Origin of the sequence: Arthrobacter sp. Edens01, assembly GCF_001307035.1 — a bacterium.
Lineage (GTDB): Bacteria > Actinomycetota > Actinomycetes > Actinomycetales > Micrococcaceae > Arthrobacter_B.
Genome location: NZ_LKIU01000005.1, coordinates 692876 through 712984, shown reverse-complemented (window position 1 = coordinate 712984; position 20109 = coordinate 692876). Strand labels below are relative to the sequence as shown.

Here is a 20109-nt window from a genome sequence, read left to right as displayed (position 1 = left end):
CTGCGGCCCAAGCACCGTTGGCTACCCCGTAATGTTGGAACACCCGCTCGCTGATAAGCGTGAGTTCGCGGCGCTTAAGCAGAAGGGGTCCATTGTTGACTACTTCGAGGTCAACGACGTCGAGATGGTCCTCGCCGGGATTGATTGAGTTCACCACTGGCTCATTCCGTTCTGTTGGTTCAGAAGTTGATGGTTGATCGATTTGCTGCAGGCAACCAGAGCAGCCTCGACAGCGTCCGCATCGCTCCGAATGGCGGGCATGATGACGCTCAACGCGCCAACACAGTGCCCCCGCAAGAACACAGGGCTCGCTATTGCGATGATCTCGTCACCAAGCCAACGCGAGTGCACCCGGGAGGCGCCGTGACTCTTGACACGCCTGATGATCTCCTGCAGTTCCTCCTCATCGCTGTCTATAACTGAAGACTCAATAAGTCCTGGCGCATGGGCTAGGAACACTTGTCCGGAGGCCGACGTTCGAAGTGAGAAACGTGACTCCAGTCCACTCCTGATCTGGATTGCGCGGTTGGGTTCGACGCGGTCGATCACGATCGGAGTTTCCTTGTCGAGCACCGCGTAAGACACCGTCGCATTCACGATCTGCACTAGCTCGTTCATCTCGGCCAGCAACAGTGGACGGATCCTACCGTGAGGAGAGGCGTTCCTAGCCACTACCGCGGCGTGGAAGCCGACAGAGTATTTTTGATTCTCGCCCTGGACCAACCAATCTGCGGCGACTCCGCTAGTCAGGTACTGATGAGTGACGTTGCGCGACCAGCCAAGATGACGCGCCAGTTCGGAGACTCCCACGCCGTTCTTGTAGTCAGCCACCGCATCTATGAGCTGGAGCATTTTAAGACCGGTACTCAGTAGCTTGGTCCCGGCTGATGTCTTATCGATCGACATTTACCTGTCGCTCCACTCGACTGTCTCAACCACGGGCAGGACATAGGAATCGTGGTGTGGAGCCCAGTACCAGTCCGCGGCATCGGGACAGCCCAGTTCGTCGCGGTAGGGTGCGCCCTCGAAGATGACCCCGCGCAAGATACGCTCGAGCCTGTCGACGGTCTTATCTACGCCGAAAGCAAACCCGTTGAGCAAGTGGATGAGGTGAACGGGCACCAGGTAATCATCTTTAATGTCCATACGAGGGATGGCATACGGAAGATCGGCCAAATTCTGCACGTGAGCAACGATTTGCTCAAGGGTCGGGTCTGCCACTAACAGTGCGCCGACAGTCGTGAGTCGGCTATCTTGGTCAATTCTTCGCAGCAGGCGTTGTATCTCTCGTGGAATGTCAAAGGAGAGGTCAATGGTGCCTTCGGGGACCTCATTTGAGGGCCCGCACCGCGGTTCCTCAGAATCCCTGGACTTGTACCAAACGCGTGAGGCCTCATCTGCAGAAGCGAGTTGGATATCTACTGCCCAAGAGAAATTCTGTCGAATACTTTGCCGGAGGGCCGCAATGCGCTGCGCACCGTCGGTTAAAAGACTCTCATCGAGCGCCGCAGTGACCATGAACCTATCTGTCGCCGCTGGGTCCAGCTCCAAGAGTATGGAGTGAATGGTCTCGATCGTTTCCGGAAGGACACGTCCGGCCATTGATTCCTCAAGCGCCCGGAGCGGTAGAGGGTACCCCCCGCCACGTGCAGCGTCAATAAGACGCTTTACAAAGCGGAGTTCCGAGGATATCTGCGGGCCGCTAGGCAACGTCACATAACGACCGAGATCCTGCTGACGGTAGAGAATTGAGCGGTTGACCAAAGCCTCCAGACGATCCCAAGCGGGATCGTCGCTTGCGAGCGGGAGGTCTAGAGCGTGAGACAGCGCCTTTTCGTATCGTTCAATGAGAGTACCGATCAGATGCGGCCGATTGAAGGTAAATAGGACCAGGCCCAATGCCGATCCGTTGCCAATGGCGATACTCCGGCGGATATCTGGGGCGAGTAGCGCCGCTCCTTCATGATCAAGTTTTGCTAGGTGCTGTACCAAGTCAATGGAGACCTCTCGCATCAGGTACGCGGACAGCATTTGGGCGTGATAGGGAGTGGAAAGCGGGTGGCCTGGGCCGAGTTCCCGGAAGTCTCGAGTGCCAAAAGTGCCATTTCCGTCGAGGCCTGTGTTACGCATCAGGTAGCCCACTTCGGCAACCAGTTCTTTGCTCGGCTGTCGCCCGGCGGCAAGGCACTCACGGACATGTTCGAAGAGGCGCGTGCTTTGGTTGGCGCGGAACCATGTCAGGGTCCCTTCTGGAGCTCTGCCGGCATAGAGCTTGGGCAATTCGCGACGGTTCTGTTCGATTCGGTCCAAGTCAGGTTCGCCATCCATTAGGCTGCCCAACATGTCCCAACTGGACCCGATGATTCTGGAGGTCCGATTGACTGAACGGGGTTCAGACACGAATGCGACAAATGACATGACACCGCCCGGAGTGTCGAGCCTGTAGATCAAGGTGCCGTTGCCCAGGCGATCCACCTCGGTATTGACCAGCTGGATGTCCCAATGTTCCCGAACCATCTTTGCTACGAAGCTGCGGGCGGCACTGAGCCTGTTCGGCTGCAAGGCCCCTAGCCACCGGGGATGCATAATCTGTTGCGCTTGTCTTTGTTGTGTAACGGCGGCACTCATGAACGTCCTTGATTGGTTGTCCGAAGAAGGTGAATGTCCTATATACAAGGACCTGATCCTCTAGAAGTGACAAGAACCTAGCACCGTGATTCGCGTCCCACAAGGAGTTTTTTCGAGGGGCCTTCATTCCAACTCCGGGAATTGGGCACATGAGGCGGCAGAACTAGCGGTTGGCCGCGTTGGAACCCTTCACAAAGAGAGGCCCGAGGGCAATGTCTGCAGGCCAAACGAACCATCAGTAGCCCCGGCCACAAACTCGGTGGAGCAAGATCACGCGGCAACCGCCTTCCAGTCCCCCTGTGGCTGGTGGAAACATTTAAAGGGAAAACAAACTTCCCATTCCGTACTACCTGCGCGCCTAGAGCTGCGCGCTTCCTCAACCCAGGAAAGGAACTATGCGCAGGGTTGTACCCTCACTAGTCATTGCCGGGCTGCTGGTTAGCGGCGGAATCGTTTCCTGCGGCACGTCCGCAGAATCCCCCGCTGAGTCCCCCTCAGCATCAACCTCCACCAGCGCCCCCGCGGAATTCTCGATCCCGGCAGACCAGCAGGACAAGCTGGTCCCCGCCGACGCCCGGACCATCACCAACCCTGCAGACCCGCAGGCCACGCTGGTCTTGTTCACCGATTACCAGTGCCCCTACTGCGCCATGATGGACACTCTGATCCAGCAGGCCAAGGCGGACTACGGCGACCAGGTGCAGATCGTGGTGCGGAACTACCCGCTGCCCAAGCACCAGAACGCCGAGCCCTCCGCCCGCGCCGTGGAAGCCGCAGCCGAACAGGGTGCCATGGAGCAGATGGCCGCCAAGGTCTTTGAGCACCAGCAGGACTGGAAGACCGAGTCCAGCGTGGACGATGTCTTTGCCGGCTACGCCGAAGAGCTCGGCCTGAACATGGAGCAGTTCGAAGCCGACTACAACTCGGACGCCATTAAGGACCGTGTGGCCCGCGACCTGCAGGACGCCCAGGACCTCTCGATCCAGCACACCCCAACGCTGCTGCTGGACGGTAAGGAAATCCAGCTTTCGACAGGCGCCTACAGCGAGATCCAGGAACAGCTCGACGCCGCCCTCGGCCGCTAATAGCCTTCACCGAGATGACAGAAACTGCACGTTAGAGGGCCTCTATCGTGCAGTTTCTGTCATCTCGCGGAGGGGGTAAGGCCTAAACCCGCCCGAACGCCACCACACAGTTCTGCCCGCCGAACCCGAACGCATTCGTCACGGCATACTGCACTTCCTGCTCCCGCGCAGTGTTGGGCACATAGTCCAGGTCGCATTCCGGGTCCGGCGTCGTGTAGTTGATCGTCGGCGGAACCACGCCTTCAACGATCGACATGGCACACAGCAGCGACGCCAGCGTTCCGGCGGCTCCAATCAGGTGCCCGGTCATCGACTTCGGGGCCGTCACCGCCAGGGACCCGGCATGCTCGCCGAACACGGAGTGCAGCGCCAACGTTTCCGTCCGGTCATTGGCCTTCGTTGACGTGCCGTGCGCGCAGACCAGATCCACCTCCCCCGGGTCCAACCGGGCCTGCGCCAGCGTCCGGGAAATCGCCTCGGCCGCATACTTTCCGCTCGGCTCCGGCGCCACAATGTGGAACGCGTCGGACGTCATCGCCCCGCCGAGCACCTCGGCGTACACCCGGGCGCCGCGGGCACGGGCGTGCTCCAGCGTCTCCATCACACACACCACCGCACCCTCGCCGAACACAAACCCGTCCCTCTCGACGTCGAACGGGCGCGATGCCTCCTGCGGCACGTCATTGCTCCGCGAGAGGCCGCGCATGGTGGTCAGCCCTGCGAACATCACCGGCGTGATCGCGGCATCCGTTCCACCGGCAATTACGACGTCGGCGTCCCCCGCCAGCAGCGTGCGCCGCGCCTCCAACAGGGCGTGCGTTCCGCTGGCGCAGGCGAGCGCGCTGGCATTCACCGGACCGTGTACGGCGAGGTCGATCGCGACTTCGCAGGCCGGCATATTGGTGAGCGACGACGCCACGAAACTCGGGCTGACCGGCCGGATGCCCTGGGCGTCGAACAGCCGGGTGGCATCCTGCACCTCCGGATATCCAGAGACGGCGCTGTTGATAACGACGGCGGCGTCGAGCTCCTCCAGCGTGGTGCCGAAACCGGCGTCGGCCGCTGCTTCCCGGGCCGCCGCAACGGCGAGCTGCGACGCCCGCGACGACCGGTTGATCCGCTTTACCGGCAGCCAGGCCGCGGGGTCGAAGCCCTTCACCTCGGCAGCGATCCGTGTCGGGAACTCGGAAGCGTCGAAGGCGGTAATCCGGTCTACGCCGGACTTGCCTTCCTTGAGCGCCTCCCAGGTCAGCGGCCACGACCCACCGAGCGGAGTCTGCGCCCCCATCCCGGTGATGACCACCCGTTCGCTCATCCCGTCCCTCACTCCCTCGCCACCGCGGCGCCCGGAGCAATCAGCCGCCCGGCGCCCAGATCCTCCGCAGCTGTTTCGGCCAGTTTGAAGTGCATCTTCTTGCCGGTCGCGGTCAGCGGCACCGAGTCCACGAACCGGTAGGCGCGCGGGCGCTTATAGTCGGCCAGGCCGGGATGGGACAGGCAGAACTCCTCCAGCGCATCCGCCGTCGCATCCTCACTGCGCGGCACGACATACGCCACCACGCGCTGCCCCCACTGCGAATCCGGGACACCCACCACCACTGAATCCAGCACCTCAGGGTGTTCCGCGAGCACACCCTCGACCTGCACCGGATGGATGTTCTCGCCGCCGGAAATGATCATGTCGTCCTTGCGGCCCAGGATCGTCACAAAGCCGTCCTCATCCCAGGTGGCCATGTCCCCGGGATACAGCCACCCCTCGAAGAACTTCTCCTCCTCCACACCCGGCAGATTCACGTAGCTGTACCCGGCCTTCGGCGAGCGCATGATCACCTCCCCGGCCTCGGTACCATCCTGGGCGGCCAGCTCATCCGGCCGGCCGCGCCGGTCCGGGAAGACCTTGACGACGGCGACGTCGTCATCCGTGCAGGACCGACCTGCGGTGCCGGCCCGGGCGGGCAGGTCCTCGGGGCGCAGGAAGGTGTTCCAAAAGGCTTCGGTGGTGCCGTAGCCGTTGAAGATCCGCGGGGTCAGCAGCTCCTGGTACCGCAGCGCCGCCGCCCGGTCCAGCGGCGCCCCCATGGTCACAATGCCCTTGAGCGTGGAGATGTCCCGCGGCTGTTTCTCCTGCTCCGCGGCGATCATCTCCAGCGTGGTGGGCGCGCCGATCAGGAACGTCAGCCTGTACTCCCCCACCCAGTCCAGCACTGTGGAGGGATTGAAGCTGCGCAGCGGCACTACTCCTGCACCGATGTAGAAGGACGGATTCGGTCCACCCGAGTGCAGCCCGCCACGGTGGAACCAGGGGGTCATGTTCAGGGTCCGGTCCTGCGGGCTGAGCGGGAAGTGCATGATCACGTCGTGCGCGCTCATGAGTTCCGCCAGCGAGGGCAGGGACACGCCCTTGGGCATGCCCGTAGTGCCCGAGGTGTACAGCCGGGTGGACTCGTCGTAGGCGGAGTAGTCCGCCGGCAGTTCCGGGACCGACCCGGAGGCAGCCTGCAGCGCGGCGTCGAAGTTCTCCCAGCCCTGCGGCAGGTCAGCCTGGCCCACCACCAAGATGTGCGGTGTGGCGCCGGACAGCTCCAGCGCCTGTGCCGCGGACGCCGCGCACTCGGCGTCGACAATAAACACCGACGGTTCACTGTCCCGCAGGATGTGCGCGGTTTCCCCCGGAGCGAGCCGGTAGTTGATGGGCACGCTGATCGCGCCCAGCCTGTGGGCGGCCAGGTAAAGCAGCGCGAATTCGACGCCGTTGAAGAGCTGGTACATCACCCGGTCCCCTGCGCGCACGCCGTGTTCGGCCAGCATCGCGGCACAGCGGTCGACGTCGGCACCCAGCCGGGCGTAGGTCCACTGGCGTCCGGTGGGTGGATCGATCATGGCGACGGCGCTGCCGTACCGGGCGACGTTGCGCCGGAATCCGGCGCCGTAGGTCATCTGGGATTCGAAGTAGTCCTTGAACCGCCCTGCATCGTATGGCATTGGGTTCTGTCCTTTCCGTCAGTCTTCGGGATGCGGCCGCCGTGGACGCTCGGGAAGCGCTACTGGGGGTGTGGTTTCACTGAAGAACGGCGGGGCGATTACGGACAGGCCGCCGTCCACGGCCAGGGACTGCCCGGTGATGTACTCGGCTCCCGGGGAGAGCAGGAAGTCCACGGTGGCGGCCATTTCGTCCACGGTGCCGGGGCGGCGCTTGGGGATGCGGGAAATCACGCTGTCCATCGGGGCCATGCCGTCCATGGTGTAGAAGTACTCGAGCGAGTCGGAGTCGATCAGCCCGCCGTTCACGGCGTTGACGTTGATCCCGTAGCCGGCGAACTCCACGGCCATAAACCGGACAAAGGATTCGACGGCGGCCTTGTAGGAGCCCAGTGCCGCGTAGGTAGGAAAGGCCCGCACGCTCCCGTAAGAAGTCAGCGCCACGATCCTGCCGCCGTCGTCCATCAGTTTCACTGCCTCCTGCGCGCCGAGCACAAAGGGCCGCACATTCACGGCGTAGGCGCGATCCAGATGGTGGGTCTTGAGATCCACCACCTTCTTGAACGCGGCCGCGGCGGCGTTGTTCACGAAGTAGTCCAGGCGTCCGTACTCGGCGGCTGCGGCGTCGAACAACCGGACAATGTCCTCGGGGTTTTCGATGTCCGCCTGCACCGCCAGCCCTCCGCCGCCCACCCGCTGCAGCTCCGCCACGGTTTCCTTGGCCAGGTCCGCGTTCTTCCGGTAGCCGATCACCACCTGCGCCCCCTGCGCTGCGAGCCGCTCAGCCACCCGCCTTCCGATACCCCGGGACGCGCCGGTGACCAGGGCGATTTTGCCTTCGTGCACGCGCTGCCGGACGTCTTCGGACTCCTGGGGATCTTCCACGGGCAACCTTCCGCACCGTGAACCCGGCGCCGGCGTCTCGAAGTTCGGGCTGCGGTTCCCAAACGGGTATCCGGGAACCGGGCGGAGTCCTGTTCCGGAGTAATCCGGCCTGTCAGCAGACCCCCTTGGTCCGTAAATCGTTATCCCGCGCCGGTGCTGCGTCAAGGGTGCACGGTACGTAATGAAGTTGGCGGTGCTGCAACGACTCACTACCTTGAGAAAACCAATATTGGAATATTGGTTTTGGAGACTACCCGAGGAGCCCGCATGGCAATCGTCCGCAGCATCGCCCAGGTTGAAGAGTCCGAGAAGGAAGTGGAGCCCCTCGCGCTTCCGCTGGCGGACCCGCTGGGCGCGGAGATCGAGACCAAGACCTACAACCTGTTCTCCACCGAGGAGGAAACAATCCACGCGGGCACATGGGAAACCGCAACCGGCCTGTCCCGGTGGGACTTCTCCGACGGCGGCGAGGTCATCTACGTGCTCGGCGGCCGGATGACGGTCCAGCGCGACGGCGAAGAGCCCAAGGAAGTCGGTCCGGGCGACCTCGCTGTTTTCCCGCAGGGCTGGACCGGCACCTGGAACGTCACTGAACGGCTGTCCAAGGTCTACGTCATGTACAGCTAGGCTGCGTACGTAGAGTTGGGGAGGGACGGACGACGGCTCCCGTCCCGGGATGGAGCAGGAGCGGATGGCCCGCGGCAAGGAAGAAAAGAGGCGGGTGATCCTCGAGGCATCACTCGAGTGCATCTCCCGGCACGGTTACGAGGCCACCCGGCTGCGGGACGTCAGCGAAGTGGCCGGTGTCTCCATCGGTGTTATTCAGCACTACTTCGGAACCAGGGAGCAGCTTCTGGGCGAAGCGCTTGGCCATGCCAGCGGCGCGCTGGTGGAGCATTTCGCGTCCCTGGACCCGTCCCTCCTCAGCCCGTGGGAAGAGCTCCGCGGCATGATCGGCGTGGTCTGCGGGATGCCGAGCCTGCACGGCCGGGGCCTGCTGTGGCTTGAAATGTCCAGCCTCGCCCGCCGGCACCCCGAGCTCCGCGAGCGCCTGGACAGCGTATATGTGCTGTGGGACGCGCACGTTCGTGCCGCCGTCGGGCGCGGTGTTCAGGACGGATCGCTCGCCCTAGACTCCGATGCCGGCTCTGGTTCCGGCTCCGTGGACGATCTGGTAGCGATCTTCCTGGCCTTCTTCGACGGGTACGAGTACGAAATCGCGTCCTCGCTGGTTCCGGACGACCCGGCGCTGCTCGAACGCCGTGCGGTTTTGCTGGCCGAGCGGCTGTTCAGGCCGGTTAGGGCGTAACCGCCCCCCACTCATCGAGAGGACAGTTACGGCTCTTTAGCGGGCTGAAAAGAGCCGTAACTGTCTTCTCGATGGACAAGGGGATCAGGACCGCAGGTACGCCAGGGCCGCGAGGACGCGGCGGTGCCCGGTGTCCGACGGCGCGAGCCCCAGTTTCGCGAAAATGTTGCCAATGTGTTTGCTCACCGCAGTCTCCGAAACGGAAATAGCCTGCGCTATCGCGGTGTTCCCCAGTCCCTCGGCCACGAGCCCCAGGACTTCGAACTCGCGCGGGGTCAGGGAGCGGATGGGGTCCTGGTTGCTGCGCCGGCTGAAGAGCTGCGCAATGACCTCGGGGTCCATCACGGTGCCGCCGTCCGCCACCCGGCGCAGGGCATCGACGAAGTCGCCCACCTTTCCCACGCGCTCCTTGAGCAGGTATCCCACGCCCTGGGCGCCGGATCCCAGCAGCCGGGTGGCGTACCTGTCCTCCACATAGGCAGAAAGGACCAGCACGGGGAAGTCCGGTACCCGGGACCGGAGTTCGAGCGCAGCCCGCAGGCCTTCGTTTGTAAAGGTGGGAGGCATGCGAACATCCAGCACCGCGGCGTCGGCCGTTCCCGGCTCAAAGGCCGCAAGAAGGTCATCGGCGTTATTCCAGGACCCGGCAACCTCGAACCCTTCGCCCTTCAGCAGCAGTTCAAGGCCTGCGCGCAGCAGGGCGTCATCTTCGGCAATCAGAACGCGCAAGGCAGCTCCACCCTAACTTTCGTCGGTCCTCCGCGGGGACTGCTAAGCACCAGCCTGCCGCCAAACGCGGCAGCACGCCGCGCGATCCCGGCCAGCCCGGTCCCGGACCCGGCGTCACCAGTGCCGACGTCGACGGCGGCCGCCACGGCACCCGCGCCCGTTCCCAGATCGCTGTCGCCACCGGCCGCACCGAAACTGCCGGCACCAGCCGTGTGGAGAGTGCCGTCCGCGCCACGCCGGGCTGCGCCGGCACCAGTACCGGCACCGGTATCAGCCCCAGCCGCAGCCACCCCGACGCCGCCCGCCGGGGCCACGGCAGCTCCGCCGCGTCCGTCGTCGGTCACCTCGACCACCAGCACATCCTCCCGGGACGTCGATTCGGTGCGCAGCACCACCTCGATGCGCGACGCACCGGAATGCTTCGCCGCGTTGGTCAGTGCTTCGGCCAGGACAAAGTAGGCGGCGGATTCCACCGCAGCCGGTGCCCGCAGCAGGCCGGCCACGTCCAGACTGCAGGGAATGGGCGACCGGCTGGTCAGCGCCGAAGCCGCTCCGCCAAGTCCTAGCTCGTCCAGCACGGGCGGATAAATGTCATGCACGGCCGCACGGAGTCCGGCCAGGGCCTCCGACGCAGCATCCTGCGCCCGCTCAAGAAACGGCACAGCCGCCGCTGGATCCGTCTCGGCGGCACGCTGTGCCAGCCCCAGCATCATGACGACTCCCACCAGCCGGTTCTGTGCGCCGTCGTGCAGTTCCCGTTCAATCCTCCGCAGCTCGGCGGCATGGGCGGCGAGGGCACTCGCGCGGGCTGCGGAGAGGTCCTGGATCCGGCGGGAAAGTTCGTCGTAGCGCCGCGGGGAGAGGATCGCGAGTGTTCCCTCGCTGAGCCGGCGGGCCATCCACGGCAGCAGCAGCCAGGCCAGGACGGCGTAGGCGACGCCAAGCAGCATGCCCAGGAACGCAGCCGGCCAGCTGGTAATGGTGATCGTCATTTCCAGCGGAGCATCCGCCGGAAACAGCAGCCACAACGGAGACACCACCAGGTACAGCAGCGCTCCGAGAGGCAAAGCCAGGGCCAGCACACCTGCGACCAGTGCAAACGCGGCATTGAAGAGCAGCCAGGACAGGTCGCGCTTCGTTTCCGGCGCCGTTACGAGCGATGCGAGTTCACCAAAGGAATACCGCCCGCGCAGGCGCCGGCGGTCAAAGGGAATCACGGCCCCGGCGAACCCGGCGGACCTCCCCTGTGCACGGGCCGCCAGCAGGTCCAGCGTTCCCAGCACACCGGGAAGCGCATACAGACCTATGCCCAGGGACAGGAAGGGCAGCAGTACGATCCCGGCCACCAGGATCCCCAGCGAAGCCAGCCAGTAGGCGGCTTCTCGCAGCAGGAACACCGCGTCTGCGGCACGGGTCCGCAGACCGGCTTGGGATGGCCTCATCTGCTCGATTATGCCCGAGCAGCCGTCGCCTGTCGGTATAGCCAGCTACACCATGAACTGGGCTGCTGGCTGTATCGGAACCGTCTCCGGCGCTGCGTAGCGTCGAAAGCAGTTCCCCAGCCACCACTCAAAGGACACTCACCATGTACTCCGACTCATCCCAATTTCCCGGTCCGGCAGCCCTGGAGCTGACCGGCGTCTCGAAGGACTACCGCACCGGCAGCACCACGGTGGCAGCCCTCAGCGAGGTGTCCCTGGCCGTGCCGGCCGGTACCTTCACCGCTGTGATGGGTCCGTCCGGATCCGGCAAAAGTACGCTGCTGCAGTCCGCGGCGGGCCTGGATGTGCCCGACGCCGGTCAGGTGCGGTTAGGGGGCACCGAGATTTCCCGGCTGCGGGGCAAGGCACTTACCCGCTTCCGGCGGGACCACGTGGGCTTCGTGTTCCAGTCGTACAACCTGCTTCCGCAGCTTTCAGTAACGGCGAATGTGACGCTGCCGCTGCTGTTGGCCGGACGCGGAACGGACAATGCCTGGCTGCAGTACGTGCTCGACGCCGTCGGGCTGACAGGCCTGGGCGAGCGGAAACCGCAGGAACTCTCCGGCGGCCAGCAGCAGCGCGCCGCCATTGCCCGGGCCCTGATCACCCGCCCGGACGTGGTCTTCGCTGATGAACCAACCGGGGCACTGGACTCCGGCACGGCACGCCAGGTCCTGCAGCTGCTGCGGCACACAGTCTCGGCCCTGAACCAGACCGTGGTGATGGTAACCCACGACCCGGTGGCAGCCAGCTACGCGGACACCGTGGTGTTCCTCGCCGACGGACGCATCGACGGCAGCATGGACGGCGCCTCTGCCCGCGACGTCTCCGACCGCATGGCCTACCTCGGAGGAAACTGACATGCTGACCCTCGCCAAAGCATCCATCCGGCACCACCGCGGCGGCTTCGCCGGTGTGTTCATTGCCGTATTCCTGTGCGCTGCACTCATCACTGCCCTGGGCGTGCTGATCGAATCCGGGCTCCGCGGCGGCACCTCTCCGCAGCGACTGCAGGCCGCCGACGTCGTAGTTGGGGCACCTCAGTCCATCCCGGTCCCGGAGGACCTTCCGGCAGTGTTTCCCGAACGGGTCCTGCTGCCTACCACGACAGTGGAGGAGATCGAGGCAATCCCCGGCGTCCGCAGCGCTGTCGGCAACATGGAGATCCCGCTGGCCACTGCCGAAGGGGACCCTGTGGTGGCTGCAGCCTGGGAATCAGCAGCCCTGGCTCCCTATGACCTCACGGCCGGGGAACCCCCGCAGGCCCCGGATGAGGCAGTAGTTGACGCGTCCTTCAACGCAGCCCCGGGCAGCCGCATCGTGCTGAGCCACGGAGGTATTCCGACCGAGTACACCGTGTCCGGCACCGCGGCGCCGGTGGACGGGAGCAACCCGGCGGTCTTCCTCAGCACCACCGGCGCGGCAGTGCTGTGGCCGCACGCCGGTTCGGTGGCTACGGTCGGTGTGCTCGCCGAACCCGGAGTCAACCCGGCACAGCTGGCGGCGGACATCGAAGCCGCAATCTCCGGCGTCGTCAGCTACACCGGCGACGGGCGCGGCGATGTGGAGAACCTGGGCGGAGCCGGAGCCCGGTCAATGCTGCTGCTGCTCAGCGGTTCGATGGCCGGAATCGCCGCGATGACAGCCGTCTTCGTGACCGCCGGAACCCTCTCGCTTTCAATCCTTTCCCGACGGCGCGAGTTCGCCATGCTGCGGGCCATCGGCGCGGGGGCAGGCCAGACCCTGGGCCTGGTGGTCCGTGAAGTCCTGCTGGTTGCCACGGCCGCAGCCGTGCTGGGGGCGATTCCCGGATTCTGGCTTGCGGGCTTCCTTGGCGGACAGTTCACCGCAGCCGGTGTGATTCCGGAAGGATTCCAGTTGGCGTTCAGTCCGCTGCCGGCGGCCGGTGCCGTGCTGCTCAGTGTTGCAGCTGCCGTGGGCGCATCGCTGGTCTCCGCCCGCGGCACGGTTCGGGCGGCCCCCGTGACGGCGCTGCGTGAGGCCGTTACGGAGTCCGGCCGGCTGGGCCGCGGGCGCATTATTACCGGACTCTTGCTGCTCGGCGCCGGGCTGGTTGCGGCGCTGCTGCCCGCTGCTGTCCCCGGCAGTGCCGGGCTGGCGTCCGCGGCGTCGAGCATCCTGCTGCTGGTGATCGGCGCGGGCGTGCTGGGACCCTGGATTGTGACCGGGGCGCTGAACCTGGTGGCACCGCTTCTGCGGCGCAGCCGTTCCGCGTCCCTGGTCCTGGCGGGAGCCGGTGCCGAGGCATTCCCGCGGCGGCTGGCAGCCGGAATCGTCCCTCTCGCCCTTGCCCTGTCACTGGGGTCCGTGCAGTTCTTCCTGCCCACGACCGTCGAGGCCGAAGCGCAGCGGCAGTCCCGCGACGGCGTCGTGGCCGGCTACCTGGTCAGCGCCCCCGGCGGCGGGATCGCCCCGGAGCTAACGGACACTGTCGCCGCGCTGCCCGGAGTCGAAACAACGACGCCGGTAGCCAGCTCCGCGCTCCTCGCCCAGACACGTTTCCTGGGCATGGACGACGGCGTGCAGCCCGTCGGTGTGCAGGGCATTGCGTCCGAAAACCTGGACAAGGCTCTGGACCTGGGAGTCCGGGACGGTTCGCTGGACCGGCTGTCCGAACCCGGGACGGTGGCCGTAAGCACCGCCCTGGCACGGGAATCCGGGCTGGCTCCCGGGGACACGTTCGGATTCCACTTCGGCGACGGCGCCGGGGGGGATGCCGTCGTCGTCGCAACCTACGAACGCGGACTCGGCTTCGGCGACGTGGCCATGGACAACGCAGCCCTCCTCCCGCACACCACCACCGGGCTGAACAGCCACCTGCTGCTCACGGCGCCCAATGCCGACCCTGCCGAGCTGGTTTCGGCACTCGAAGGCCTGGGCCTGAGTGTCCTGGACCGCGAGGCGCTGGACGCGGCAGGATCGGCTGAACGCAGTGCGGAATCATGGGTCAACGTTCTTGCCATGCTGATTCTGCTGGGCTATCTGGCCGTCTCCGTGGGGAACGCGCTGGTAATGTCCACGGCACGGCGGCGCCCCGAAATGCTGCTGCTGCGCAGGCTCGGTGCCACCGATGGGCAGCTGCGCCGCATGACGGGCGCGGAGTCGGCGCTGATGGTGGCTGCCGCCGTCGTAGTCGGTACTGTCCTGCCGCTGCCGCCGCTGATGGGCATCGCCCTGAATGTCTCGGGGCAGCCCGTGCCTACGATCCAGCCGTTCGTGTACCTGGCACTGGCGGGAGGGACTGCGCTGCTGGGGATAGGAGCAGTTGCCGCGGCCACCCGGTTCGCCCTGCGGACGGAGCACAGCTGATCTGCCCGGACAAACAGAAACGCCCCGGTCATGGACCGGGGCGTTTCTGGTGATGATCTCTCATCTGGCGGAGGATGGGGGATTTGAACCCCCGAGGGCGTTAACCCAACACGCGTTCCAGGCGTGCGCCATAGGCCGCTAGGCGAATCCTCCAGGCTTTGCTCGTCAAGAGCAGATATAAGACTACCGGACTTTGAACCAATTACCGAATCGGCTGCCTTACGGGCCGGCGGCGGCTTTGCGGCGTCGGCTCCCGGCCAGCCGCAGTCCCAGGCTGATGACGAGGATGGACAACCAGGAGTACTCCGCCGCAGAAGGGCTCACCAGGGCAATGGGAATCGACAGGAGGAAGACGGCGGGTGTGATCGGCGCCCGGACGCGGGCATATTGGAGCAGGCCGGGATTCACGTCGTCCCGGAAGAGCCCATGCCGGCGGCAGTAGGACCACATGAGCGTGTTTACCGACCCGATCAGCCCCAGTGCCGCCGCGTAAATAACGACGCCGAGGCTGGTGTCATCGTGCAGCGCCAACATGTCCGTGGCGTAGGCCAGCAGTGCCACGAAGAACAGCAGCAGCAGGTTCAGCCGCTGCAGGCCGCCGGTGAAGCCTTTCAGGAGGCGGAACAGGCGGTGGTGGCTCAGCCAGTAGGCTCCGGCAACGGCGAAGGAGAGGGCGTAGGCGAAGAATTCCGGTCGCTGGTCCAGGATGGCCTGGCCCAGCTGGTCGGAAGGAACGTCCGGAGCCTTGATATCCACGGCCAGCAGAGTCATGGCGATAGCAAACACCGCATCGCTGAAGAACATGGTGCGTTCAATGTCCGGCCCGGAGTCGAGCCCGCGTTTGAGGGAGCCGCTGTTCTCCGTCATTCACACAGTCTGTTCCACCCACCCGGGCCCCGGTAAGCCTGCCCCTGCGCAGAGGGCGGGGATAAACAGAAAAGGACCCGTACGTCTTTGTACGGATCCTTCTCTTTACGGTATGTCCGGCGGTGACCTACTCTCCCACACCCTCCCGAGTGCAGTACCATCGGCGCTGTGGGTCTTAGCTTCCGGGTTCGGAATGGGACCGGGCGTTTCCCCCACGCAATGACCGCCGTAACCCTTTGTCCTCGCTTGCGCGGGAAAACCTGGGTCACGCGCCGCTTCCTGTTTCCGTTTCCGGAAGCCCTCTGCGGCGGTGATGCTCTACTATCTTACCCTGTTTCGCGGGGTGCTTTGACCACTCCCTGATTCCGTGTGCCGGGGGCGGGGGCCGTAGGCCGGGGCCAGGCGGGGGCCGGAGGCCGGGGCTTGGGCGGGGCCCCCTGGCGGGGCGGGACGTGAGCCGGGGCTTGGGCGGGGCGGGGGGTCCCGGCGGGAGCCGTAGGCCGGGGCTTGGGCGGGGCGGGGGCCCCTGGCGGGGCGGGGCGTGAGCCGGGTGGGAGCCGGGGCCAGGGACAGGGCAGGGCAGGGCAGGGCAGGGCAGGGACGAGGTGTCGCTCCCCAGGAGACCCGCTTGGGGGCGGTTAGGCTCCTTCTGGCCGTGGTTCCCACGCTGTGGTGCTCCTGTTAACCCGTGTGGTCCCACGAGTGGTCATGTGTAACTGAAGGTGGGAATGCCGGGCCGCCGAGGCCCGGGTTGGCATGCTTGGCCGCGGTGCGGGCCGCCGGCTGGGAACGCCGGCCCGCCGTTCCCAGCCGTCGTGACACGTGTTATCTGCTGTGGTCCCCCAGGTGGACAGGTGTCACAGAGTGTGGGAACCCCGGGCCCGGCACTTGGAGGTATGCCAGGGGCGGGATGTAAGACACGGAAGGCCCGCACACATGTGCAGGCCCGAATACTGTTTTGCTTGTTAAAGTGTTTCAGGCCCTCGCAGCGTTGCGGGGCCTGAAACATTAATGGTTGTCCGGCGGTGACCTACTCTCCCACACCCTCCCGGGTGCAGTACCATCGGCGCTGCGGGTCTTAGCTTCCGGGTTCGGAATGGGACCGGGCGTTTCCCCCGCGCAATGACCGCCGTAACCCTTCCAACCCGAACCCCCTCTGTAGTAGCAGGGGTGGGTAAAATTGTGGGGTACGTGGTACCGGACGCCACCGGTCCCCTGGTATGAGGGTGGTGGCGTGTATTCAATTGTGGTGTTCCCTCACTCAACAACGACGCGGGTTGTTGGTTGGGAACCACATAGTGGACGCAAGCAGCATGATCTTCATACCCCTTCTTTGGCGGAACCGTTTGAAGTCGTGTTCTGCCCAGGATATGTGTGGTGTAAGTTATCGGCCTATTAGTACCGGTCAGCTTCACGGGTCTTTAGTCCCCGCTTCCACATCCGGCCTATCAACCCAGTGGTCTGGCTGGGGGCCTCTCACACACAAGGTGCATGGAAATCTCATCTTGAAGCAGGCTTCCCGCTTAGATGCTTTCAGCGGTTATCCCATCCGAACGTAGCTAATCAGCGATGCACTTGGCAGTACAACTGACACACCAGAGGTTCGTCCGTCCCGGTCCTCTCGTACTAAGGACAGCCCTTCTCAAATTTCCTGCGCGCGCAGCGGATAGGGACCGAACTGTCTCACGACGTTCTAAACCCAGCTCGCGTACCGCTTTAATGGGCGAACAGCCCAACCCTTGGGACCTACTCCAGCCCCAGGATGCGACGAGCCGACATCGAGGTGCCAAACCATGCCGTCGATATGGACTCTTGGGCAAGATCAGCCTGTTATCCCCGAGGTACCTTTTATCCGTTGAGCGACGGCCATTCCACAATGTACCGCCGGATCACTAGTCCCGACTTTCGTCCCTGCTCGAGATGTCTCTCTCACAGTCAAGCTCCCTTGTGCACTTACACTCGACACCTGATTGCCAACCAGGCTGAGGGAACCTTTGGGCGCCTCCGTTACTCTTTAGGAGGCAACCGCCCCAGTTAAACTACCCATCAGGCACTGTCCCTGACCCGGATTACGGGCCGAAGTTAGATATCCAGTATGACCAGAGTGGTATTTCAACGATGACTCCACCCGAACTGGCGTCCGGGTCTCACAGTCTCCCACCTATCCTACACAAGCCACACCGAACACCAATACCAAACTATAGTAAAGGTCTCGGGGTCTTTCCGTCCTGCTGCGCGTAACGAGCATCTTTACTCGTACTGCAATTTCGCCGAGTTTATGGTTGAGACAGCGGGGAAGTCGTTACTCCATTCGTGCAGGTCGGAACTTACCCGACAAGGAATTTCGCTACCTTAGGATGGTTATAGTTACCACCGCCGTTTACTGGGGCTTAAATTCCCAGCTTCGCCCGTAAGGGCTAACCGGTCCTCTTAACCTTCCAGCACCGGGCAGGAGTCAGTCCGTATACATCGTCTTGCGACTTCGCACGGACCTGTGTTTTTAGTAAACAGTCGCTTCCCCCTGGTCTCTGCGGCCCACACCCGCTCCGGAAAGCAAGTTTCCATCACGGGGCAGGCCCCCCTTCTCCCGAAGTTACGGGGGCATTTTGCCGAGTTCCTTAACCATAATTCTCTCGATCGCCTTGGTATTCTCTACCTGATCACCTGTGTCGGTTTGGGGTACGGGCGGCTGGAACCTCGCGCCGATGCTTTTCTAGGCAGCATAGGATCACCGGATTCCCCCGTTCGGGGGTCCCATCAGATCTCAGGTTCGTCATCCAAGACACAGTGACGGATTTGCCTATCACTGACCCTACATCCTTAGACCAGGACAACCATCGCCTGGCCCGGCTACCTTCCTGCGTCACACCTGTTAATACGCTTACCTCCCGGGATACGGTCCCGCGCTCCACCAAAACCCGGAACACCACAAGGGTGCACGGGCAGGTTTCGGGCGGTTAGTTTCCCCCGTTCAGTATGGGCGGTTCTTCGCCGGTACGGGAATATCAACCCGTTGTCCATCGACTACGCCTGTCGGCCTCGCCTTAGGTCCCGACTTACCCAGGGCAGATTAGCTTGACCCTGGAACCCTTGATCATTCGGCGGACGGGTTTCTCACCCGTCTTTCGCTACTCATGCCTGCATTCTCACTCGTGTAGGCTCCACCACTGGTTTACACCGCAGCTTCACTGCCCACACGACGCTCCCCTACCCATCCAGACGGCTGAACCACGAAGGCTTACCAAAAATCTGAATGCCACAACTTCGGCGGTGTACTTGAGCCCCGCTACATTGTCGGCGCGGAATCACTTGACCAGTGAGCTATTACGCACTCTTTCAAGGATGGCTGCTTCTAAGCCAACCTCCTGGTTGTCTGGGCAACTCCACATCCTTTCCCACTTAGCACACGCTTAGGGGCCTTAGTTGGTGGTCTGGGCTGTTTCCCTCTCGACTATGAAGCTTATCCCCCACAGTCTCACTGCTGCGCTCTCACTTACCGGCATTCGGAGTTTGGCTGACGTCAGTAACCTTGTAGGGCCCATCGGCCATCCAGTAGCTCTACCTCCGGCAAGAAACACGCAACGCTGCACCTAAATGCATTTCGGGGAGAACCAGCTATCACGGAGTTTGATTGGCCTTTCACCCCTACCCACAGCTCATCCCCTCCATTTTCAACTGAAGTGGGTTCGGTCCTCCACGACGTCTTACCGTCGCTTCAACCTGGCCATGGGTAGATCACTCCGCTTCGGGTCTAGATCACGCCACTCACTCGCCCTATTCAGACTCGCTTTCGCTACGGCTTCCCCACACGGGTTAACCTCGCGACGTAACACTAACTCGCAGGCTCATTCTTCAAAAGGCACGCTGTCACAGCAATCAGAGCTGCTCCAACGGTTTGTAGGCACACGGTTTCAGGTACTATTTCACTCCCCTCCCGGGGTACTTTTCACCTTTCCCTCACGGTACTTGTCCGCTATCGGTCATCAGGGAGTATTTAGGCTTACCAGGTGGTCCTGGCAGATTCGCACGGGATTTCTCGGGCCCCGTGCTACTTGGGATCCTCTCCAAGCGGCAGCATACATTCCGGTTACGGGGCTAACACCCTCTACGGCCTGGCTTTCAAACCAGTTCACCTATGCACCTGCACTCACTTCACCAGTCCGGCAGAACTGATACGGAAAGTCCCGCAACCCCAGTGATGCAACGCCCGCCGGCTATCACACACCACTGGTTTAGCCTCTTCCGCGTTCGCTCGCCACTACTAACGGAATCACTGTTGTTTTCTCTTCCTGCGGGTACTGAGATGTTTCACTTCCCCGCGTTCCCTCCACGCACCCTATGTGTTCAGATGCGGGTCACCCGGTCACTCGCGCGCCGGGCGGGGTTTCCCCATTCGGACATCCTGGGATCAACGCTCGGTTATCAACTCCCCCAGGCTTATCGCAGATTCCTACGTCCTTCTTCGGCTCCTGATGCCAAGGCATCCACCGTGTGCCCTTAAAAACTTGACCACAAAGATCAACAATTAATATCGCTATCGAGAAAACCACGGAAAACCAGTACAAGACCGGTCACCAGGTTTATCTGAAATTGCACTTAATAATTTTTAAGATGCTCGCGTCCACTATGTAGTTCTCAAACAACAACCCCGTCACACCCATCCACCAGACCAGGCACCCCGCAAGGGGAACCACCAGCCGGCCTCCGGCATGCGCAGGAAAAACCAGAAACAACAGATCCTGTTGCCTCAGGACCCAACAGTGTGCCAAACGATAACCCCCGGGCCATGACCCCGAACCCGCTTTCCAACCCCCAA

Annotated in this window: 13 protein-coding genes, 1 tRNA gene and 3 rRNA genes; 5 read left to right on the top strand and 12 right to left on the bottom strand. The window is 63.4% G+C overall.

Going from position 1 to position 20109, the window contains the following annotated elements; translation table 11 throughout:
* Positions 1-150 precede the first annotated feature (150 nt).
* Both AO716_RS09510 and AO716_RS09505 read right to left on the bottom strand, forming a co-directional pair.
* On the bottom strand, positions 151-906 hold the full coding sequence (locus tag AO716_RS09510) for an IclR family transcriptional regulator (RefSeq protein ID WP_055240652.1): 756 nt from the start codon (positions 904-906) through the stop codon (positions 151-153).
* Positions 907-2628, bottom strand: a complete 1722-nt coding sequence (locus AO716_RS09505; protein WP_055240651.1) for a hypothetical protein — start codon at positions 2626-2628, stop codon at positions 907-909.
* A 395-nt stretch (positions 2629-3023) separates the two neighbouring features.
* Here AO716_RS09505 and AO716_RS09500 point away from each other — a divergent pair, with 395 nt between their 5' ends.
* Positions 3024-3713, top strand: coding sequence for a DsbA family protein (locus AO716_RS09500; RefSeq protein WP_055240650.1), 690 nt, complete (start codon positions 3024-3026; stop codon positions 3711-3713).
* 82 nt (positions 3714-3795) lie between these two features.
* Here AO716_RS09500 and AO716_RS09495 read toward each other — a convergent pair whose 3' ends face one another.
* From AO716_RS09495 to AO716_RS09485, 3 genes are read right to left on the bottom strand one after another with little or no spacing between them, the layout of a single operon-like run.
* The gene (locus AO716_RS09495; RefSeq protein ID WP_055240649.1) at positions 3796-5028 is read right to left on the bottom strand and encodes a beta-ketoacyl-[acyl-carrier-protein] synthase family protein; all 1233 of its coding nucleotides are present in this window, start codon (positions 5026-5028) and stop codon (positions 3796-3798) included.
* A gap of 8 nt (positions 5029-5036) precedes the next feature.
* On the bottom strand, positions 5037-6695 hold the full coding sequence (locus AO716_RS09490) for a class I adenylate-forming enzyme family protein (RefSeq protein WP_055240648.1): 1659 nt from the start codon (positions 6693-6695) through the stop codon (positions 5037-5039).
* 18 nt (positions 6696-6713) lie between these two features.
* A complete protein-coding gene (locus AO716_RS09485) occupies positions 6714-7577 on the bottom strand; it encodes an SDR family oxidoreductase (protein WP_055240647.1) in 864 nt (287 codons plus the stop codon).
* Positions 7578-7844: 267 nt separating this feature from the next.
* Here AO716_RS09485 and AO716_RS09480 point away from each other — a divergent pair, with 267 nt between their 5' ends.
* Entirely contained in the window at positions 7845-8204 is a 360-nt protein-coding gene (locus tag AO716_RS09480) for a cupin domain-containing protein (protein ID WP_055240646.1), read from the top strand.
* A 49-nt stretch (positions 8205-8253) separates the two neighbouring features.
* Complete coding sequence (locus AO716_RS09475; RefSeq protein WP_082413460.1) at positions 8254-8886, top strand: TetR/AcrR family transcriptional regulator; 633 nt, start codon at positions 8254-8256, stop codon at positions 8884-8886.
* 84 nt (positions 8887-8970) lie between these two features.
* On the opposite strand, the gene AO716_RS09470 is transcribed toward AO716_RS09475, so the two are convergent.
* Both AO716_RS09470 and AO716_RS09465 read right to left on the bottom strand, forming a co-directional pair.
* Positions 8971-9615 (bottom strand): response regulator, encoded by a 645-nt coding sequence (locus AO716_RS09470; RefSeq protein ID WP_055240644.1) that lies wholly within the window; start codon positions 9613-9615, stop codon positions 8971-8973.
* On the bottom strand, positions 9603-11057 hold the full coding sequence (locus tag AO716_RS09465; RefSeq protein ID WP_082413459.1) for a sensor histidine kinase: 1455 nt from the start codon (positions 11055-11057) through the stop codon (positions 9603-9605). The genes AO716_RS09470 and AO716_RS09465 overlap by 13 nt, the downstream gene beginning before the upstream one ends.
* Positions 11058-11200: 143 nt before the next feature.
* Between AO716_RS09465 and AO716_RS09460 the strand changes: the two genes are divergently transcribed.
* The gene (locus AO716_RS09460) at positions 11201-11956 is read left to right on the top strand and encodes an ABC transporter ATP-binding protein (RefSeq protein ID WP_055240642.1); all 756 of its coding nucleotides are present in this window, start codon (positions 11201-11203) and stop codon (positions 11954-11956) included.
* 1 nt (position 11957) lies between these two features.
* A complete protein-coding gene (locus tag AO716_RS09455; RefSeq protein ID WP_055240641.1) occupies positions 11958-14426 on the top strand; it encodes an FtsX-like permease family protein in 2469 nt (822 codons plus the stop codon).
* A gap of 65 nt (positions 14427-14491) precedes the next feature.
* Here the strand turns inward: AO716_RS09455 and AO716_RS09450 are convergent.
* The 5 genes from AO716_RS09450 to AO716_RS09430 all read right to left on the bottom strand — a co-directional run bounded on the left by AO716_RS09450 (position 14492) and on the right by AO716_RS09430 (position 19804).
* Positions 14492-14579 (bottom strand) — tRNA-Ser (locus tag AO716_RS09450).
* Positions 14580-14645: 66 nt separating this feature from the next.
* Complete coding sequence (locus AO716_RS09445) at positions 14646-15293, bottom strand: TMEM175 family protein (RefSeq protein ID WP_055240640.1); 648 nt, start codon at positions 15291-15293, stop codon at positions 14646-14648.
* A gap of 114 nt (positions 15294-15407) precedes the next feature.
* A 5S ribosomal RNA gene (gene rrf, locus AO716_RS09440) occupies positions 15408-15524 on the bottom strand.
* A 786-nt stretch (positions 15525-16310) separates the two neighbouring features.
* Positions 16311-16427: ribosomal RNA gene (rrf, locus tag AO716_RS09435) — 5S ribosomal RNA — on the bottom strand.
* A 240-nt stretch (positions 16428-16667) separates the two neighbouring features.
* A 23S ribosomal RNA gene (locus tag AO716_RS09430) occupies positions 16668-19804 on the bottom strand.
* Positions 19805-20109 lie beyond the last annotated feature (305 nt).

Excerpts from the sequence above, each read along its gene's own strand:
- AO716_RS09500 (WP_055240650.1), top strand. The coding sequence starts at position 3,024 with ATGCGCAGGGTTGTACCCTCACTAGTCATTGCCGGGCTGCTGGTTAGC.
- AO716_RS09455 (WP_055240641.1), top strand. The coding sequence starts at position 11,958 with ATGCTGACCCTCGCCAAAGCATCCATCCGGCACCACCGCGGCGGCTTC.
- AO716_RS09460 (WP_055240642.1), top strand. The coding sequence starts at position 11,201 with ATGTACTCCGACTCATCCCAATTTCCCGGTCCGGCAGCCCTGGAGCTG.
- AO716_RS09490 (WP_055240648.1), bottom strand. The coding sequence starts at position 6,695 with ATGCCATACGATGCAGGGCGGTTCAAGGACTACTTCGAATCCCAGATG.
- AO716_RS09495 (WP_055240649.1), bottom strand. The coding sequence starts at position 5,028 with ATGAGCGAACGGGTGGTCATCACCGGGATGGGGGCGCAGACTCCGCTC.
- AO716_RS09510 (WP_055240652.1), bottom strand. The coding sequence starts at position 906 with ATGTCGATCGATAAGACATCAGCCGGGACCAAGCTACTGAGTACCGGT.
- AO716_RS09465 (WP_082413459.1), bottom strand. The coding sequence starts at position 11,057 with ATGAGGCCATCCCAAGCCGGTCTGCGGACCCGTGCCGCAGACGCGGTG.
- AO716_RS09505 (WP_055240651.1), bottom strand. The coding sequence starts at position 2,628 with ATGAGTGCCGCCGTTACACAACAAAGACAAGCGCAACAGATTATGCAT.
- AO716_RS09475 (WP_082413460.1), top strand. The coding sequence starts at position 8,254 with ATGGAGCAGGAGCGGATGGCCCGCGGCAAGGAAGAAAAGAGGCGGGTG.
- AO716_RS09445 (WP_055240640.1), bottom strand. The coding sequence starts at position 15,293 with ATGACGGAGAACAGCGGCTCCCTCAAACGCGGGCTCGACTCCGGGCCG.
- AO716_RS09480 (WP_055240646.1), top strand. The coding sequence starts at position 7,845 with ATGGCAATCGTCCGCAGCATCGCCCAGGTTGAAGAGTCCGAGAAGGAA.